Source organism: Paraburkholderia sp. RL17-347-BIC-D (genome assembly GCF_046027915.1).
Classification (GTDB): domain Bacteria; phylum Pseudomonadota; class Gammaproteobacteria; order Burkholderiales; family Burkholderiaceae; genus Paraburkholderia.
In genome coordinates this window covers 1-18,341 of sequence record NZ_JARESS010000091.1, presented here as the reverse complement: position 1 = coordinate 18,341, position 18,341 = coordinate 1, and the positions used below count along the sequence as shown (strand labels likewise).

Below are 18,341 nucleotides of genomic sequence, written 5' to 3'. Positions count from 1 at the left end.
TCGGGCAGGTGCGGCAGATTGCAACGGTGCTCGACTGCTCGCGCCCGTTCATATCCGGGATGACGACCGCGAGCGGTACGGACCTCTCGTGTATGGTGAACGTCACGCTGTTTCCTGACTTCGTTTGTTCGAACAAGGAAACGTCCCTTGTGTTCTTAACTCTGTTCGGACAAATTTCGCTGGCTGATTCTGGGTGCAAATTCTAGGGATGTGTCCAATCGCACGCTTATCGGACCGTCTAGTCACGTATCTGAAAATCCAGCTCAGTGACTGGATTTATCCGGGCATCCTTTATGTTTCACACGCTCCCGTGATTCCGCCAGCACCCTCTTATCAGACAGTCCATTTTTCAGAGCCTACGCGTGCAATCCGGGCGCAGGACCAATGCCTTGCTCTTCTTGCGCGTGCTAACCTCTATTGACAAGAGAGAACCTTTCAGCCGACCGGTTGAAAAATTGGTTTCCCGTGGGCGAAGTGCCTTATAATTGAACAAAACGCGGGAGTTATGACGACTATGGGGAAGGTCTGCTATGGAAAACTTTGAAGCTGTCGCAGCCGAGTTGTCGCAGCGCATCGCGGACGGCGCCTTTCTTCCGGAGGGGCGTTTACCGACAGAGCGCGAACTCGCTGTAGAGTACAAAATCCCTCGAAGCGGCGTTCGAAAGGCGCTCGCCACCATTGAGCGCGAAGGTATGATCGTCCGCAGTGTCGGACGGGGAACTTTTGTGGCCGGCAGTTTGCCACCCTCCTTCGAGAAAGAGGATCTCGCCGACATCAGCCCGGCCGACCTGAATGTAGCTCGCCTTCTCATTGAACCTGGTGTAGCAGAACACGCGGCGCTTCACGCAACAGCGGCCGATCTCGCCGAAATAGAGAGATGCATGCTTGAGTGCGAAAACTCTAAAGATGTCAAATCAGTCGATTTTTGGGATGCGAACCTGCACATGGCGATTGCGAAGGCAACTCACAGCAGCTTCATTGCTTTGACGTTCAAAGCTTTACATCAGGTCAGGCAGTCGCCGGCTTGGAGCCAGGTCAAGTACTTCGCAGTTACGCCCGAGCGATTTGAGGTCACAATTGCGGCGCATCGCGCAATCGTGAGCAGTATTCTTGCAAGAGATGCTGCAGCTGCTCGTCGTGCAATGGAAACGCATATCGAGCAGATTGGCAGATACATCGCCAATCGCGACTAAAAGGTAGGGTCGCGTGGCAGGTCCGCGCAACCCTGTCGGGTGCCTGCAACAGCGTAATCAAGACCGACGTCACGGCGCCGACCACTCCCGACATCAGACCTGCAGGCAGGTAGGCGACCCGAATTAACCGCCGCTCCCGTTGCCGAGGATCAAGCTCAAGTAGAGCGCAGCCGTGCCTTCCGGCATTAGCACGCTATATTGCGCAACGGTTTTCCCCGCGCCGATCTGGTCCACAACAAGACCCCCAATCACGCAACCGATGTTGGGAAAGACGATCCCGATACTACTCAGGCCGAACGTCTGCCTCGGCGAGAGGCCGAAGTGCTGCTGCATCAGAGTCGGAGTGACGATGAGCACCACGACCACCGAGGTCAGCACGGTCTTAACTAGAATGGCGGGCATGAGCGCGCGAGCGCCATAAAATTCTGGACACGGAGCAAGTTCAAAGGTCGTACGGCGCTCAAGCGTCACGTCAACCCTACACTCGTACCGATTGAGAAGGAAAGCTATCGCTGATTCGAGAACATACGCGAGTCGAGCGTGCTGCTGGGGGAACCCGGGCGCTGTATCCATGTGGGTGACCGGGAAAGCGACGCCTATGTGCTGCTCTGCACGGCGCACGATCTCGGCACACACTTCCTGTTGCGTACATGTGTAGATCGTCTGGCAGGAGATGGTCAGCATACGATCGACGGCGAGATGCGCCGGGGAAGGGTTAAAGGGCTGCATCGCGTTAAGCCTCGCGACGCGAAGGGGGCTCCATTGGCGGTCGACCTGGAGCTTCGCTATCAGCGCATGACGGTCCTACCGCCCATCGGCAAGCAGAACCGTTATCCAACGTTGCGACTCTCGGTCATTCACGCTCGAGAGCGTAAGGCAGCAGGCTCACGTGCTCCAATAGAATGGAGCTGATCGCGAATCTGCCAGTCAGCTCGCGCGTTCAGGCTGTAGAAAAGCTCGATTGGTATGGCATGCGCTGGAAGATCGAGACGCTCCACAACATTCTGAAGTCGGGGTGCAAGGCCGAGGAAGCACGGCTGCGTACGGCAGACCGGCTGGTCAACCTGATTTCCGTACTCTGTATCCTGAGCCGGTGCGTCTTCTGGCTCACGATGATCAAAAGCGTAGTTCCTCAGGCCCGTCCTAAGCAGTATTTACACAAACGGAAATCGAGTTACTGGATCGCCTTGTACAGGAATCAGCCCGGACCGCACGTGCGTCACCGCTCATGCGCAAGGGGTGTTCACACTCGCCCAGCTTGGCGGCTATCTGGCCGGTGCCTGCGAACCTCCGCCGGCCAATACGGTGATGTGGCGAGGCATGAGAAGGTTGCCCGACAGACAAATCGGTTGCGAACTCGCGATGAAAAGAAGTGGGTATTACAAGCACAGTCGGACGGTTATCAAACTTCCAACCCAACTGTAATCTCGCGAAAGCCGCGCGGAAACCGTACTGCCTTGCAACCGGTCTATTTCTAATCGAAAGACGTGTTGTGCCACCCGTCGTGATCGAATGACGGAGTGTAAGAATCCATCCAGTCATAACGACCACTGTCTGAACGCCATGCCCAATTTTGCGTCGACGTAGGCGGCTGAATTGCGATGTCACTACTCTCACTTTCCAATGCTTCAGGGTCGGCATTCTGACCGAGCTGGTCGGCACTTATGTTTTCAACCTTCGTCCCGGTTTTTACATGGCAGTCCATTGCTTCCCCCTATCAAGGCTTCCATTGCGTGCGGCCAATCACTTTCTCCCGATGAGCAAACCCGCGTTGCCAGCGAGCCAGACAAAGAACTCAACCTACGACGCCATCTGTCGGATCTTCCTATACACCATTGCAGCACGGGTCCGCCGACCCGGTATTACTACCACTGTCATTTCTCCTTGAATGTAACTGAGTGCAGGCGCCAGGTTCGCTTCGTCATCCGCTGGCCAGCGTTACGCTAAGCCCAAATTTCGGCAGATTCAAATATCGATCCGATCAAATTCCCGATATCACCCCTCTCAAGCCGTCCGGCAACTATCGCCAGATAGTTCTGTGCGTTAATTCTAGGTGAGTGTACGACTCTAGGCTTATCGGAACGTCCCATCTCGTATCTAGAAATCCAACTCTGTGTTCCGGCCATTCCAGAAGGCCCTTGTGTTTCGCACGGTCCCATGGTGTCACTAGCCCCTGTGAAGTCCGGTTCTTGCCGCTCACAAGCGAGGACTCCCGATGCATGACAACTCTCTAGTTTTCCTTGGACGAGCTAGCTATGGGGAAGTTATACATAAATTCCGCGCTGGGGCGGTTGTCGAAAATGACGAATATTGTGACGTGGATAGAATGAAACCAGCTAATCCGGCGTTAGATTTGACGACCAAACGCATGCATGAATTCGGTGACAGACGATTCTATTGGTTTGCTGGGCCATGCCTGTCTCGCTGCTAACTCCGCACGCTCTCAAGGACAAAGAGTGAGCGCCCGTTGCACGCGCGACGATGCGCCGCATACACTTCGTGTGGCACTGGATCATGCCGATTGATCCCGCAACGGCAGAAACGCTCCGTAGCATGCGCAAGTCTCAGACGTTTTCCGAACTGGAAAACTGAAACACGCTGCTGCCGGATGAGGGGATGGACGAACCCGGAATCGGTGCAACCGTTCAGCGATCGCCCCCCGGGCTGTCCTCACTCCAGCCGATGGATTCAATCTCCATCCTCCTAAGGAGTTCTGATCATGCTAAGATTTTCGCATCTCGCTATCCATGCGCGACCGGCCCATCCTGAACCGAAACCGTGGAGAGCCTTCCTCGTTTCGAAGAAGCGCCCGCCGTTAGGGCAGGCAAACGTCGCTGCAACGTTGATTTGCGCCTGCGATCAGTGTTCCGCGCCTATTAGATCGCTTCGCCGTGCAGGCTCACGTCCAGGCCTTCGCGTTCCTCTTCTTCCGTCACGCGCAGGCCCATCACCATGTCGATCACCTTCAGCAGGATGTAGCTCACCACGCCGCTGTAGACCAGCGTCGTCAGCACGCCCTTGGCTTGCAGGATGACGCTGCCGTCCGCGCCGCCGATGTCCTTCACCGCGAACACACCGGTCAGCAGCGCACCCACGATACCGCCGATGCAGTGCACGCCGAACGCGTCGAGCGAGTCGTCGTAACCGAGCTTGTGCTTGAGCCACGTTGCCGACCAGAAGCAGATCACGCCTGCCGCGATACCGATCACCAGCGAACCTGCCATACCGACGAAGCCCGAAGCCGGGGTAATCGCCACCAGACCTGCGACTGCGCCCGACACGATACCGAGTACCGACGGCTTACCCTTGGTTGCCCATTCGGCGAACATCCATGCGAGTGCTGCTGCAGTTGCTACTTGCGTTGCGAACATCGCGAAACCGGCACGGCCGTCTGCCGCCACTGCCGAACCCGCGTTGAAGCCGAACCAGCCTACCCACAGCATGGCGCCACCAATCAGCGTGAGCGTCAGGTTGTGCGGCGCCATCGCTTCCTTGCCGTAGCCGACACGCTTCCCGAGCACCAGAGCACCAGAGCACAGGCCAGTGCCACGATAGAGCAACAGCAGCAGCACCTTGGCAACGCCAGCGGTGAGGACCGTTCGTGGTGTTGCGGTCTTCTCTATCGCGGGCCCAAACAAGTTATGGTAACCCCGAACTTTACCGCAGCATCGCTAATGCGATAAAACCGTGCCGCGCGTCACAGGCTTTGCATCGATCCTGATGCGGAACAACGTATAAGGCTTCTTGCGCAAATCGTGACCATGATGAAACGAAGCTTCACGAGGCAACTGGTTAGCCGTGAAGTACAGGTAGCCGTCGTTCCCGACTGACAAGGTATCCGGCCACAGGATGCGCGAATCGTGTGCAACAGTTTGCCATTCACCGCCTGGAAGCCGCCGGCGAATGCTGTCGTGTTCATAATCCCCGGCATAGATGGCGCCGCTCGCATCTGCTTCAAGACCATCGGATGCGCCCTTCTCACCCAGATCCCGCACAGCCGCCTTTACCGCCGCAGGGCTGGCATTGCGATCGCGCAGCAACGCGGTCGGCACCGAATACAGATGGCGGCTGGACAAAGGTGGGTAGTACAACGTCGCGCCGTCGGCTGACAATGCAATGCCATCTGCCGCGACATGTAACGGCACGCGTTTTCCGTCAGGACCATCGGTTGCCATCTCTTCACCCTCCACCACTGGAACGAACGCCGGATCGGCGCTGGTCGAAGGGTCCCCTGACAGCTTGCGCCACGCCTCGCCGCTTGCAAAATCCACAACGATGATTCCACCTGGCCCATGCGGCGACGAGTCGGTAACATAGGCAATGCCCTGAGCACCGAACCTGAAATCGAAACGCACGTCGTTCAGGTAGGTTGTCGGCAGCAACACGTTCGGCGGAAAAAGAATCGTCCTGACCACCTTGTTGGTAGCAAGGTCGACGGCGACCAGTTTGGCACCGCCCTGGATCGGGGCTGCAAATTTCGGCGATGCCGTGTCCAGAATCCACAGCCGGCTCTTCGAGTCAGCGACGACGCTTTGAACGCTAATCAGGTTATTGGCAGGACGCGCGGGGTCCGCGCGATTGGTCAGTGCGTCCGGATAAGGCACAACCCGCTTGCCGACGATCTCGCCGACGGTAAACGGCACATCGTCTCCCCAACGTGGAAAGTTGACGAACAGGCGACCGTCTGGCGCTTTCGTTACACCGGTGGGCATGGCACTGTAGAACTCGAATACCGGTTCGATATGGCCGATCGTCTGTTCAGTGGCAAGCTTGGGCCTCGCGTCCACAGTTGCCGTGAGTGTTGCTGTCAATCCGAGAGTCACCGTTGCCAAGACTTTGCTCATGTTTCTCATGCATTTCCCGATTGGATTGGTTTACCTCTTGAAAAGAACTGGCACACATGGGTATGTGCCCGCCCATCTCGTTTGCGTACTCGCGGTAATTCAGCCCGATACAAAGGATCTTCCCCAGTGATGCAAGAGGTCGGCCTATATCCGATCGACGATTCGCCGCGGTTAGCACGTGCGACTGAAGGATGTGCTTCAGCCGCTGCATGTCCTGGTTACCGGCGGCGCCGACCAGGACAGAGGTAATGCCGCGCAGCGCAAATGCCGGCTTTTTTGCCATCCTCACCGGCAGGTCCTGTGCCGGCCCACGGCCGCATCGTGCAGCAACGTTCCACAGTGTAGGCGTCGGGCGACGACCAGCGAAGTTCCTTTAAGTTAAGGTCAGAGTGACTTCGAGTCAAAGATGCCGAGGCCTCGCGAACAACCTGTTGGACCGAGGCAGCAAAGGCGTCGATCATTGCCTGAGAGGCCCATGGAGCGCAAGTGATTGACCTTACGCCGGCCACCATCGCGGCCGTACGTCATCCCCGCAATCAATCTCGAGGAAGAGAACGCGACCAACATGAATATGGTCACGTGCGGCGGCCAGGCGAGCATCCCCATCGTTGCGGCGGTTTCACGCGTAGCAAAGGCTCACTACGCTGAGGTCATAGCCTCAGTTGGGCCTGGTACGCGGACCAATATCGACGAATTCAAGGGGACCACGCGGAGCGCGATTGAAAAGCTGGGCGGTGCGACGCGTGGAAAGGCGATTATCGTGCTTAACCCGGCGGAGCCGCCACTCATCATGCGCGACACCATATTTATCCTCTCGGCACTTGCGGATCAGCAGTTAATCAAGGAGAGCATTGAAGAGATGGTCGCGAGCGTGCAGGCCTGTGTACTGGGCTATCGACTAAAGCAGGAAGTACAATTCGATGTGACTGCACCCGATAAACCATTGAACGTGCCCGACGTCGGCCCCGTGCACGGGCTCAAGACCTCGGTGTTCCTCGAAGTTGAAGGAGCAGCTCACTATCTGCCGTCGTACGCTGGCAACCTCGACATCACGACTTCATCTGCACTGGCCTACGGTGACCTCATGGCGGAGCGCCGGCTCGCATCTGGCGTCGCACGGGGCATGAAGGAGGCGACGCAATGAGCCTCAACAATATCTACATTTCCGACGTTACGTTGCGCGACGGCAGCCACGCGATTCGTCACCAGTACAGCATTGCCAACGTCAGGACTATCGCAGCCGCGGTAGACGCAGCCGGCGTGGATAGCCTAGACGTCGAGCATGGTGCCTGCATTGAAGGCTCAAGCTTTAACTACGGTTTCGGCGCGCACACCGACGTCGAGTGGATTGCCGCAGCCGCTGAGAGCGTAAAGACTACAAAGATGCCACGTTGTTGATTCCCGGCATTGGCGCGACGCACGACCTGCGTCAGACTTGAGATATGGTCATTTAAGAAATAACTAAGCATACTAGAGTTACGCCTATCGCCAAATAGCGTGTCATGGGTTGGTTAATACTGAGCGACCGGGGACAGGGCGATCGTATCATTGCCGGAATTCGACGTTAGCGAAAAGCAGGGACCCGCAGGTGATATGGTCCAACGGAAAAGACCTACCCATTCTCGATTGCTATGCACTGATGTCATTTTAGGTATGCCATTGCGGTAGTTCTAATCAGGCGTGTGAACACCCAAGATGGAAGCAACGTTAAATTTTGACAGCTTTTCCAACACGATTCGCGGAGAGTCTGAACCGTAGCCTACCCATTAGGGCTACGACACCGCGAAGACGTGATCTTAGGGCGGCTTGCGCTGGTCGACCATTCAACTATGCATCGCTCGACCGTCATGCTTCTCTCGACAAGGCGTTTGCAAAGCGCCAGCGGAAGATTGCCAATTGCTGACGATGAACGACGCGCATATCAAATCCTAAGCTGAAAGGAGGCACATCTATCCGACTCTCGATCAAACTGACAATGGTCGACGTTCTGTTTCGTGCGAGATCGGATAAGCCCTCCGCACGGCACTACTTTATAGACCCATCGCCCGAAACGGCAAACGCAAGACAACAACAATCAATACCAGTTGGTAAATCTTAGAGCTACACAGAGTCAATCTTGATCCTGATACTACGATTACGATCTGATAGGGGAAGTACCGGAAACGTTGCTGACTAAGATTGCCGAACGATCAAGCGCGTTGGACGGCCGACGCTGCGCCTCAATAATTTCTCTGAGGCGACGTCATCCTGAGTCACATGAAATTCATGCATGCGATAACGAAATGGCAATGGGAGATTCACCTTGATCCAGAGTGCTCATGCACCGGGTAGCTCTACACCATGCGATGCGAGCTTTCCTCCGGAATATCTCGCAACTCGCATCTTCCTCGTTACTGCGACACAAACCATGTATTCCACACAAGCTATACGTATGGAAGCTGCCATGTATCACGAATATTTCAATTTAGTCTTTCGAAGCACTTCCGACCAACCGACACCCCTCCGCTTCGGAGAACCACCATGTCACTTCGCCCGTCCCCTCGATTCGACGCGATCAGCATCGGGGATCTTATCGCTCGGGGTCAGTTGTCTGCCGTATTCCAACCCATCGTGGATTTCGACGACGGGGCAATTCTCGGTTACGAGGGGCTAATTCGAGGACCAGCGGGTTCATCGCTCGAGACCCCGTTTGAGCTCTTCGCACAGGCCAGCGCCGAAGGTTGCGTGATCGAACTGGAGCAGGCTGCCGCACGTACCTGCATCGAGACGTTCGCTAGGCTAGCGTGTGGGGGCAAGCTCTTCCTTAACTTCAGCGCGGGTGCGCTGTGTCAATTCGCTAAGGCCAGCGACGACGTGCTCACATTGCTGCGCCAGTCTGGAATCAGACCTGAGCGGATCGTGATCGAACTGACCGAACAAAGCACGATTCCCGACATCGGTAGTTTCTTGCTGGTGCTTGCGACTTTTCGCACCGCTGGCGCGCAATTCGCACTTGACGACTATGGCACTGCCAACGCCAGTATGAACCTCTGGGTGCAATTGCAACCGGACGTTGTGAAAATCGACCGATTCTTCATTCACAACATCGCGAGCGATCCTCTGAAGTTCGAAGCTGTTCGTGCCATGCAGCACTTCGCACACGCGAGTGGAGCCAAACTGGTTGCCGAGGGAATCGAAAGCGAAGCGGACCTGATCGTCGTACGCGACATAGGGATTGGTTGCGGCCAAGGCTATTTCTTCGGCCGACCCAACTCGCAACCGCCTCGCATGGTGCCGGACAACGTCCGCCAGGTGATTCGCGCGGGCCACGTCTCGGTCTTTCCTGAAACCGCCCGCACGCTCAGCGCGTCGCCCTCGGGCAGCATGGCGTCCACGAAAATACTGGTACACGCACCGGCATTACCACGTGGCGCTACCAACAACCACGTCTTCGAACTTTTCAACCGTTTGCGCGATCTGCACGCCGTGGCCGTAGTCGAACATGACGAACCGGTCGCGCTGATTAACCGACGTGCCTTCATGAACCGCTATGCATGGCCATATCACCGAGAGCGGTTTGGCAAGCGTCCCTGTCTTCTGTTTGCAAGTGAGTCGCCGTTGATCATCGAGAAATCCATGACGGTCGAGCAAATGGCCACGCTGCTCGCAAGCGATGACCAACGCTATCTGGCCGATGGTTTCGTCATCACCGACCACGGCAAATACGTGGGCCTAGGCACCGGTGAAAAACTCGTGCGCGCGGTCACCGAGGTGCGCATCGAAGCGGCGCGCTATGCTAATCCGCTGACGTTCCTGCCGGGCAACATCCCGATCAGTTCACATATCTGCCGACTGCTCGGCAACAACGTTGGGTTCCATGCGTGCTACGTCGACCTGAATCATTTCAAACCGTTCAACGACCAGTACGGCTACTGGCAAGGCGATGGAGTACTCAAGTTCGCTGCGGCGGTGCTGGCCGACGTGTGCGACCCGATGCATGACTTCCTCGGCCACGTGGGTGGCGACGACTTCCTTATCCTTTTCCAGAGCGATGACTGGCTGGACCGCGTGATGCGCGCGATTCACGTGTTCAACGAAGGGATGCGACGTTTCTACGCGCCAGACGACCGTCTTGCCGGCGGCATTCAAAGCGCAGACAGATATGGTAATCCGATCTTTTTCGGTTTTGTCACAATGGTGATCGGCTGCCTGCACGTCAAACCCGTCGGCGGTCAGGCACCTTATACAAGCGAGGAGATTGCCTCATTGGCGGCGGTGGCGAAGCGGCGCGCGAAACAGAACGCATCGGGCTTTGTCTTACTTAAAGCCGATGAGAGTGTCGAATTGTTACGAGGGCAACGGACCCAGTTGGTTTGAACACGTCGAAACCCTTATCCCCCGTTGGGTTACCGATGTTTTTTGCTGATTCCGACTCGTATGACATACGTCTCTCGTGAAGATCCTACGGGAAAAGGCGTGCCCTTCCCGTCCTTCGATCAGGAGGGACCGGCAGTATCATATGCAAGGTGTCGTTGGCTGGGTTGCTTGCCCGAACGCTGGCAAGCAACCGCTTCACTAGTGAACGGTTGACTATTCGAATGTCGACTTGGAAACATTCCCCGAAGGGACACTCGGCAATTCTGATTACGCCCATTCAAGCCGACTTCGTCAATGAGAATGACCTAAACGACGCTTCCCAACCCCTTTCATTCTCGACTCGATCTGCTTCGCGCAGAAGTTCGTCGAGTATGGTATAGCGCGAGGTAGCTGGTTTCGAGTTTAGGATCAAGCCTTGATCGATTGTGATAGATCACGTTCACGTCTAATCCCACTGCACGCCGCGCGATCGCGCGCCCGATGCGCCCCATCCCGACGATACCGAGCGTCGAATGATGTAGATCGATCCCCCGAAAAAACTTATAGGCAAAACCGCGGCATGCTTTTTGGCGGCCCGTTGTCCGGCTGCCGTTCACAACTGGTCGGCAAAGATTTGCTGCTAGAGACGACCGACACGGTAATGCAGGTGTTCCATCGGCATGAACCCGTAGCGACTCACCCTCCGGTCGCGCAAGCCGACGATCGCCATACCCGTTCCAATGCATTCGTATGTTATGCCCTTTCCCACAACTCCGCTTTGTACATGCTCGCCTTTGACACGTACTCGGCGGCGTTGGCAAGTATGCCATTGATCTCATCATCGGTTAGCTGCCTCACCACCTTTCCGGGCGCTCCCAAGATCAATGACCGATCCGGAAAAATTTTTCCCGCCGGAATTACCGCCCCAGCGGCAACAATACAATTCTTCAATATCACTGCATCGTTAAGGATCGTAGCGTGAATTCCGATTGGTGACCCATTGCCAATCGTACATCCGTGAACAACCGCGGCGTGTTCAATACTAACTCCCTCGCCTACCGATAGAGGGTGGTTCGCATCGGCGTGCAGGATAGCCCCATCCTGCACGTTGCTTCCTCGTCCCACGGTAATCCTGTCATTGTCGCCCCTAATCACCGCTCTCTGCCATACACTGCTCCTATCCGCAACCGGGACATCTCCGATAATTGTCGCGGCGGTGCTCACGTAAGCACTCTCCGCGACGGACGGCCTCTTTTCTTTCAAATCAAATATTGTCATGATTTTTCGTAGATGCGTTAATAAACCTGGACGAAACCCGGTGCGCTCTAACCCCGAAGCGCACTTTCGGATACTGACTTTTCCTCCTCTTTCGCACGACGCCCCTTCAGAATGAGACGATCGACAAACATAACAGCCAATGGGGTTACCAAGGCAACGTAAATATTATCGATTCCGTACGGATCGCCCAATAGATACCAGATAGTGGTCGATATCACTGCAGCAAGCAGGCCCAACGTCGCCCCACGATTACTGCTGAAAAACGGAAGGTAAAATCCAATCACAGCAACAACAGAAATCGATAGTCTTAGTGCTCGAGTGAAGAACGAAAGATGCAATACCTCTGGGAAGAAAAGCACAAAGATTAGCGGCACAAAGCCTATCGGGACAGACAGTAGGCGCGACATTCTGAATTCCGCCTCTGGCGTGGGATGCCGCGCGGGAACGTAGAAATCGCGCACAATCAACGAGGATATTGCCAGTCCCACCCTGCTCACGCCGACGAACACGGAGGTTGCCAGCGATGTCGTGACGATCCCCGCCAGGACTGGGCTCATGTGGACCAGGAATATCGGAAAAGCATACAGACTGCCTATTCCTGGGAACAGAAACTTTGCTGCGACACCTATCAGACCCAGCGCTATGCTAATGGGCACACAAAGGATTGCCGCAATATAGGCCGAGCTCCTGACACTTTCCGGGCGTTTCAGGGAGGACACCGCCTGAATGATGTCTTGCGTTGAGAATATTGCCCCCACGTTGGCGATAGTCCACGCTCCAATCGTTGCCGCGCCAACTTTCCCGTTCCAAGCGAAATAGTGATGCGGCATCTGCACGAGCATTGGCTTCACTCCGTGTGTCATGGTCAATGCGACGCCGAGAACAATGAAAACGCTAACGTATTTTATGGTCGTGTGCATTACCGATACATACGCCATACTTTTCATGCCACCTATCGCACAATAGAAGGTACTGACGATAGCGGTGATCACAACGGCCGAAAAAAGCGAAATATGCAGAACGCTCGAGATTGCTGCGGCACCGCTGACGTAGTAGCCGACGTTCACGAGTAGGAGCGCATAAATCATGATCAGGGAAACGGTCACCTGCGTCGAGCGACCATACTTTCGGGCAATTGCTCCAGAAATTGTAAATTCACCTGAAACGTAGAGCTTCCTTGCGAGGAACACTCCGAACAACGGGAAACCGATGGCAGCGCTCAGTATCGCCCATGATGCAGCCAGACCGGATTCAAAAGCAGACTGAGCAGTTCCGATCGTCGATTTTGCACCGACGAACTCCGACATCATCAGAATCCCAACCACGACCGCCGGCATCGATCGTCGCCCACCAGAGCGCCACCCGGGAACACCAGCTTCGGCAGCGACAGCAGGCCGCCCGCGGTGATCGCCCGTGCGCCGTACGACACCCGCTTGCCGCCTTCCAGAATCGCGCGGATCGCCGGATGCGTCTTGTAGCGCCGGAATTCCTCGAACGGTGACAGATAGGGGTTCGTGTAGCCCAGACCGACCACGAAGCCCACCACCACCTGGTTGTTGTCCATGTGATAGAGGAACGAGCCACCGTACGTGTCGTTCTCCAGCGGCCAGCCGGCGGTGTGCATCACCAGACCCGGCTTGTGCTTGCTCGGATCGATTTCCCACAGTTCCTTGATGCCGATACCGTAGACCTGCGGATCGACGCCTTCGCGCAGCTTGAATTTGTCGTTCAACTGACGGCCAAGGTGCCCACGCGCACCTTCGCAGAACAGCGTGTACTTCGCGTGCAGTTCCATGCCGAGCTGGAAGTTCTCGGTCGGCTCGCCGTCCTTGCCGATGCCCAGGTTGCCAGTGGCGACACCTTTAACCGAACCGTCGTCGTTGTACAGGATTTCAGCAGCCGGAAAGCCCGGGAAAATCTCGACACCCAGCGCCTCAGCCTGCTGGCCCAGCCAGCGCGTGACGTTCGCGAGGCTGATCACGTAATTGCCGTGGTTCTTGAAGTTGTCCGGCAGCGCCCAGGTCGGCACGCTCTTCGAACCGGTCTCCGTCAGGAACAGGAATTTATCTTCGGTCACGTCGACTGTCAGCGGCGCGCCTTTTTCCTTCCAGTCCGGGATCAGTTCGGTGATGGCACGCGGATCCATCACCGCGCCCGACAGGATATGCGCCCCGATCTCCGAGCCTTTTTCCAGTACGCACACGCCAAGCTCGACGCCTTTTTCCGCCGCCAGCTGCTTCAGGCCGATCGCTGCGGACAGGCCAGCCGGGCCGCCGCCGACGATCACAACGTCGTATTCCATCGACTCGCGTGGACCGTATTCGTCGATCCATCGCGAGGACGGATCGATCTGCCAACTTGCAATGGTCATGACGCCCTATTCGTTAGAATTGGTCTTCCGACAACGCTAGCACACTCTCCCCACCCTTCGCGCTGACGATCGACGCTTCCAACGCCGAAGCCAGCGGCAGCACGTGCTCAGCATAGAACTGCGCGGTTGCGATCTTCGCGCCATAGAACGACGGATCTTCAGCGCGCTTTTCAGCCGCCCCGAGCAACGCGCGCGCCATCTGCCAGCCGCCCAGCACAACGCCCGCCAGCTTGAGATACGGCACGCTGCCGGCAAACACCGCGTTCGGATCACCCTTCGTGTTGGTCACGACGAAATCGACCGCCGCGCTCAACGAGCGCTGGCCCTGCGCGAGATACTTCTTCATCGAATCGAACGCCGGGCCTTGCTGCGCGCCGAGTGCCTCGATCGTTTCAGCCACCTCGGCGAGCAGCGACTTCGCCACCTTGCCGCCGTCCCGCACGGTCTTGCGGCCGATCAGGTCGTTGGCCTGAATCGCGGTCGTGCCTTCGTAGATCGGCAGAATGCGCGCGTCACGGTAGTACTGCGCGGCGCCCGTTTCCTCGATGAAGCCCATGCCGCCGTGCACCTGCACGCCGAGGCTCGTCACGTCGATCGACAGTTCCGTGCTCCAGCCCTTCACGATCGGTACGAGATATTCGTAGATCGCCTGATGTTCAGCGCGCCTGGCTTCGTCAGGATGACGATGCGCGATATCGCAGTGAGCCGCGGCGACATACGCCAACGCGCGTGATGCTTCGGTAAGGCCGCGCATCGTCGCGAGCATGCGGCGCACGTCCGGGTGCTGAATGATCGCCACCGGTTGCTTCGCGGACCCATCCACCGGCCGGCTTTGCACGCGGTCTTTCGCGTAGGCGACAGCCCGCTGATAGGCGCGATCCGACACGCCGACACCCTGCATGCCCACCGCAAAACGCGCTGCGTTCATCATGATGAACATGTATTCGAGGCCGCGATTTTCCTCGCCGATCAGATGACCGATCGCACCGCCGTGGTCGCCGAATTGCAGCACCGCGGTTGGGCTCGCCTTGATGCCAAGCTTGTGTTCGATGGACACGCAATGCACGTCGTTGCGCTCGCCGAGCGAACCGTCTTCGTTGACGAGGAGTTTCGGCACGATGAAGAGCGAGATGCCCTTCACGCCTTCCGGTGCACTCGGTGTGCGCGCCAGCACGAGATGGGCGATGTTCTTCGCCATGTCGTGCTCGCCCCACGTGATGAAAATCTTCGTGCCGAACAGTTTGAACGAACCGTCGCCTTGCGGCTCCGCGCGCGTGCGTACCTGCGCGAGATCGGAGCCGGCTTGCGGCTCGGTCAGGTTCATCGTGCCGGTCCACTCGCCGGAAATCAGCTTGGGCACGTAGGTCTGCTTCTGCTCTTCGCTGCCTGCCGTGAGCAGCGCCTCGATGGCGCCATCCGTAAGCAGCGGGCACAGCGCGAACGACAGATTCGACGCGTTCAGCATCTCGATACAGGCTGTGGCGATCAGCTTGGGCAGGCCCTGGCCTTCATAGTCGAGTGGATGTTGCACGCCTTGCCAGCCGCCTTCGCCGAACTGGCGGAATGCGTCCTTGAAACCGGGCGTCGCGGTGACCACGCCATCTTTCCAGCTGCTCGGATTGCGATCGCCTTCCACGTTCAGCGGGGCAAGCACTTCGCCACACAGTTTCGCCGATTCGTCGAGCACGGCTTGCGCCGTGTCGAGATTCGCATCTTCGAAGCCCGGCAGCTTTGCGATATCTTCGAGACCGGCCAGCTCTTTCATCACGAACAGCATGTCCTTGATGGGCGCGGAATAGCTCATCGCGTGTCTCCTTCCAGTATGTTTGAGCAATCAGGCGCGCTGCGCGATGGACCGACTCCTGCACATGACGCCTCAGACGCTGCATCCTAGCGCTTTAACGGCGTCGCCCAGTATCCCAAACCGCCCATCGATTGACAAAATCGGCCACTTTTCCGGAATTGGCCTACTTTGAGCGGAGAGCGATAGCTGACACGTCAACTGGCAGATGTTGTCCATGGATCGGCCAGTCTTACCAATGGCGAATCGCTGTGTACGCCTATAATCGGGTGCAAAAGCGTGCCCTTTCCCGACGTTGGGCCCGAGGACGTGACCGATTTTCGATCACCGGATTGAACATTGCAGCGCTGCAACGGGTGATCATGCCGGGGCGGAATTCCAGTAGTGGTTTGCTGGAATTTACCCCCCTCCCCGGAACGCTTTTACGAGAGGTCACGGGACGCTTTCATTTGGTGCGAACAACAGCACGGGGGCAACCTTCCGTCGATGACCCCACTCCCGCGGACTTCGCCAGATCGCACCGATTCTCAATCGTTCCGGGAATACGGACTAAAAGTGGTAAGTTTCCTATCGGAAACTCCGCCGGTTGTTAGGCGATGGTTTGGGTCCGTATAGCGTGACAGACTTTATTCTTCGGATCACAAGGGCGAACACCGCGTCGACGCCCGTCATCGCTGGCCGAACAGCCCACCGTGTGGAAATTCGAGGTCGGGAACGTCACACAGTTTGATAGGTCGTTTAATTCATCTTTCCCTGCATCGCCCCCTCCCCATCGATCTAGTTGTGCGAGAACATGCCCGCCACCGTGGGACTGTGCGTCCTGGCCGAGTGAATCACAAAGGTCCCCGGGTAATGCCTAATCACGGAGTTGGATTCCGCGATAAACGACGAGACGATCCGGTAAGCCTGAAATCAAATACACGACTAGAGTTGATTCACACGATTCACTAAGTTTTCTTAACAACGTTCAGACAATTAGTGTCGTGATTTAGACATCCGCACGCGAAAGCTGGCGCTGGTGGCAGATCGGAACTGATTCGCAACGATCTTCTCTACAAATCGTGCAAAAGAATTACGTTCCTCATGACACACGATTCGCAATCCTTAGCCTTACATGGGATAGCCGCATCAATGAGATGCGAAAATGAAGGAGAGGGGCAATGAGTACGATGAACAGTTCGTTGCGTTTGCTGGTCGCCAAATGGCTTGGATCGAATCCGGCGATGCCGGCCCGGGTAATCCGGTTCGGCCACATACGCTCAAATCGGCGACGATATGTGTGCGTTGAGGCATTGCGGCCTGCAGGTGCGTTGACAATTTATTTCTTCCTCCACGATGACGGTATGTGGTGCGTCTATCCGCCAGAGGCCAAACGTCCGACGATGAACTTTGCCTAACGTCAACGGAGATTATCGCTTGCTGAGGCCACTACGGTGTAATCTGCGCCAGGCACCGAAATAACGGGCCCATGACATGCTTTGAGCCGCGCCAACTACAGCACTTTTGGTTTGGTGGGTGACAACATTCACTCCTACAACGGTTTCCGCGGCGCGATGACGAAGCGCCAAACACCTCAAGTGGATCCGTACAAGGCCCACGCACCCGCTCCGATGACTGACATATGTGCCTTTTTCACGACATCGGCGAGCATCGATACAAGCGCGTTGAAGGCGCATGCACGTACCCAGCCGGCGTTGCCGATTCCGTCTCCAACACACGACTTCACCAAAGCAAGCCATCGTTCGACTGCGGACTTTCGCTCCCGACCACGCCGAGACGGCAGCGGTCACTGTTTGCGCATCCGGTCAAGCGCGGTAGTGTCGTTCTTCTGGCGCGTGGAGAGCGTGACACCGCCGCCATGGCCCCTAGGTCATCCGTGCCAGACCTGCGTGCGGGATGTGAGCCCGAGACAGATGCACAACACCGCAAGCCCAATCACAGCAAGCACGACTATCGCTCGCGGTACGAACTATGACTGGGTTACCACCTTCCTGACCCGGCAGATTCGGCACTGAAGGGAGATCCCGCCTGCTCAGACACCCGACAGCGCCTACTCGTAGACGCAGCGCGGTTTGCGTCCAATGTCATTGAGCCGGTGCGTTCGCCGGCATCTCCACGTTGCCGTCGCTCGATGCGCTACATTGATCGCGAAACGTGCGCACAAAGATAATAAGGTCGAAAAGCTCGTCGGCCTCGAGCTTCGAACTGAAGTTCTCGTCGCTCAGCTTCGGGTTCGTCAGCGGTTTCCAGGTCACGATGAAAGGGTCGCCGCCCTATCACCCGAACACAGGTTAGACTAGGTGCACGCGCCCATGTACCAGCCTCGGATACAAGGCGCCGACCGCAAATGTCATGAGATCGTGTCAACAACGTCAGTTCAGGTAATCGCTCGCGTTCATGAGTCTCAGGTACGCCAAACTGCGCTCTCTCACAGTAAGCCAACCTGCCATCATGACCACTTTAGAGACTAAGAACGAGCAGAGGTGGCCCCGGAAATCTGGACAGTCGGTTAGGTGGAA

Annotated in this window: 9 protein-coding genes and 5 pseudogenes; 5 read left to right on the top strand and 9 right to left on the bottom strand. The window is 56.7% G+C overall.

Features of this window, described 5'->3' with window-relative positions; all coding sequences use genetic code 11:
* Positions 1-530 precede the first annotated feature (530 nt).
* Positions 531-1,193 carry a FadR/GntR family transcriptional regulator gene (locus P0D96_RS45410; protein WP_408320661.1) on the top strand — a complete coding sequence of 221 codons (663 nt, stop codon included), beginning with the start codon at positions 531-533 and terminating at the stop codon, positions 1,191-1,193.
* A gap of 123 nt (positions 1,194-1,316) precedes the next feature.
* Here the strand turns inward: P0D96_RS45410 and P0D96_RS45405 are convergent, their stop codons facing one another.
* From P0D96_RS45405 to P0D96_RS45395, 3 genes and pseudogenes are all read right to left on the bottom strand, one after another.
* Positions 1,317-1,922 carry a hypothetical protein gene (locus P0D96_RS45405; RefSeq protein WP_408320659.1) on the bottom strand — a complete coding sequence of 202 codons (606 nt, stop codon included), beginning with the start codon at positions 1,920-1,922 and terminating at the stop codon, positions 1,317-1,319.
* 2,147 nt (positions 1,923-4,069) lie between these two features.
* Positions 4,070-4,717 (bottom strand): annotated as a pseudogene (locus P0D96_RS45400) (ammonium transporter); the annotation flags it as partial.
* Between the two features lie 147 nt (positions 4,718-4,864).
* Entirely contained in the window at positions 4,865-6,037 is a 1,173-nt protein-coding gene (locus P0D96_RS45395; RefSeq protein WP_408320657.1) for an L-dopachrome tautomerase-related protein, read from the bottom strand.
* A gap of 468 nt (positions 6,038-6,505) precedes the next feature.
* On the opposite strand from P0D96_RS45395, the pseudogene P0D96_RS45390 reads away from it, so the two are divergent.
* The 3 genes and pseudogenes from P0D96_RS45390 to P0D96_RS45380 form a co-directional block, all read left to right on the top strand.
* Positions 6,506-7,181, top strand: a pseudogene (locus tag P0D96_RS45390) (acetaldehyde dehydrogenase (acetylating)); the annotation flags it as partial.
* A pseudogene (locus P0D96_RS45385) lies at positions 7,178-7,467 on the top strand (hydroxymethylglutaryl-CoA lyase-like TIM-barrel protein); the annotation flags it as partial. The pseudogenes P0D96_RS45390 and P0D96_RS45385, both read left to right, overlap by 4 nt.
* A gap of 1,090 nt (positions 7,468-8,557) precedes the next feature.
* On the top strand, positions 8,558-10,393 hold the full coding sequence (locus P0D96_RS45380; protein WP_408320655.1) for an EAL domain-containing protein: 1,836 nt from the start codon (positions 8,558-8,560) through the stop codon (positions 10,391-10,393).
* Between the two features lie 329 nt (positions 10,394-10,722).
* Here the strand turns inward: P0D96_RS45380 and P0D96_RS45375 are convergent, their stop codons facing one another.
* The 5 genes and pseudogenes from P0D96_RS45375 to P0D96_RS45355 form a co-directional block, all read right to left on the bottom strand.
* Positions 10,723-11,118 carry an NAD(P)-dependent oxidoreductase gene (locus P0D96_RS45375; RefSeq protein ID WP_408320653.1) on the bottom strand — a complete coding sequence of 132 codons (396 nt, stop codon included), beginning with the start codon at positions 11,116-11,118 and terminating at the stop codon, positions 10,723-10,725.
* Between the two features lie 7 nt (positions 11,119-11,125).
* Positions 11,126-11,650: a gamma carbonic anhydrase family protein gene (locus P0D96_RS45370; RefSeq protein WP_408320651.1), complete on the bottom strand. Its 525-nt coding sequence runs from the start codon at positions 11,648-11,650 to the stop codon at positions 11,126-11,128.
* A gap of 47 nt (positions 11,651-11,697) precedes the next feature.
* Positions 11,698-12,993, bottom strand: a pseudogene (locus P0D96_RS45365) (sodium:solute symporter family protein); the annotation flags it as partial.
* Positions 12,990-14,021 (bottom strand): annotated as a pseudogene (locus tag P0D96_RS45360) (NAD(P)/FAD-dependent oxidoreductase); the annotation flags it as partial. The pseudogenes P0D96_RS45360 and P0D96_RS45365, both read right to left, overlap by 4 nt.
* A 13-nt stretch (positions 14,022-14,034) precedes the next feature.
* Positions 14,035-15,825, bottom strand: coding sequence for an acyl-CoA dehydrogenase (locus tag P0D96_RS45355; protein WP_408320650.1), 1,791 nt, complete (start codon positions 15,823-15,825; stop codon positions 14,035-14,037).
* A 1,157-nt stretch (positions 15,826-16,982) separates the two neighbouring features.
* Between P0D96_RS45355 and P0D96_RS45350 the strand changes: the two genes are divergently transcribed.
* Complete coding sequence (locus tag P0D96_RS45350) at positions 16,983-17,219, top strand: hypothetical protein (protein WP_408320648.1); 237 nt, start codon at positions 16,983-16,985, stop codon at positions 17,217-17,219.
* Positions 17,220-17,906: 687 nt separating this feature from the next.
* On the opposite strand, the gene P0D96_RS45345 is transcribed toward P0D96_RS45350, so the two are convergent.
* A complete protein-coding gene (locus tag P0D96_RS45345; protein ID WP_408320646.1) occupies positions 17,907-18,077 on the bottom strand; it encodes a hypothetical protein in 171 nt (56 codons plus the stop codon).
* Positions 18,078-18,341: the final 264 nt, after the last annotated feature.

What these genes read in the sequence shown, in the direction of transcription:
- P0D96_RS45380 (WP_408320655.1), top strand. Translation starts at nt 8,558, where the DNA reads ATGTCACTTCGCCCGTCCCCTCGATTCGACGCGATCAGCATCGGGGAT.
- P0D96_RS45395 (WP_408320657.1), bottom strand. Translation starts at nt 6,037, where the DNA reads ATGAGCAAAGTCTTGGCAACGGTGACTCTCGGATTGACAGCAACACTC.
- P0D96_RS45350 (WP_408320648.1), top strand. Translation starts at nt 16,983, where the DNA reads ATGAGTACGATGAACAGTTCGTTGCGTTTGCTGGTCGCCAAATGGCTT.
- P0D96_RS45355 (WP_408320650.1), bottom strand. Translation starts at nt 15,825, where the DNA reads ATGAGCTATTCCGCGCCCATCAAGGACATGCTGTTCGTGATGAAAGAG.
- P0D96_RS45375 (WP_408320653.1), bottom strand. Translation starts at nt 11,118, where the DNA reads ATGCATTGGAACGGGTATGGCGATCGTCGGCTTGCGCGACCGGAGGGT.
- P0D96_RS45410 (WP_408320661.1), top strand. Translation starts at nt 531, where the DNA reads ATGGAAAACTTTGAAGCTGTCGCAGCCGAGTTGTCGCAGCGCATCGCG.
- P0D96_RS45405 (WP_408320659.1), bottom strand. Translation starts at nt 1,922, where the DNA reads ATGCAGCCCTTTAACCCTTCCCCGGCGCATCTCGCCGTCGATCGTATG.
- P0D96_RS45370 (WP_408320651.1), bottom strand. Translation starts at nt 11,650, where the DNA reads ATGACAATATTTGATTTGAAAGAAAAGAGGCCGTCCGTCGCGGAGAGT.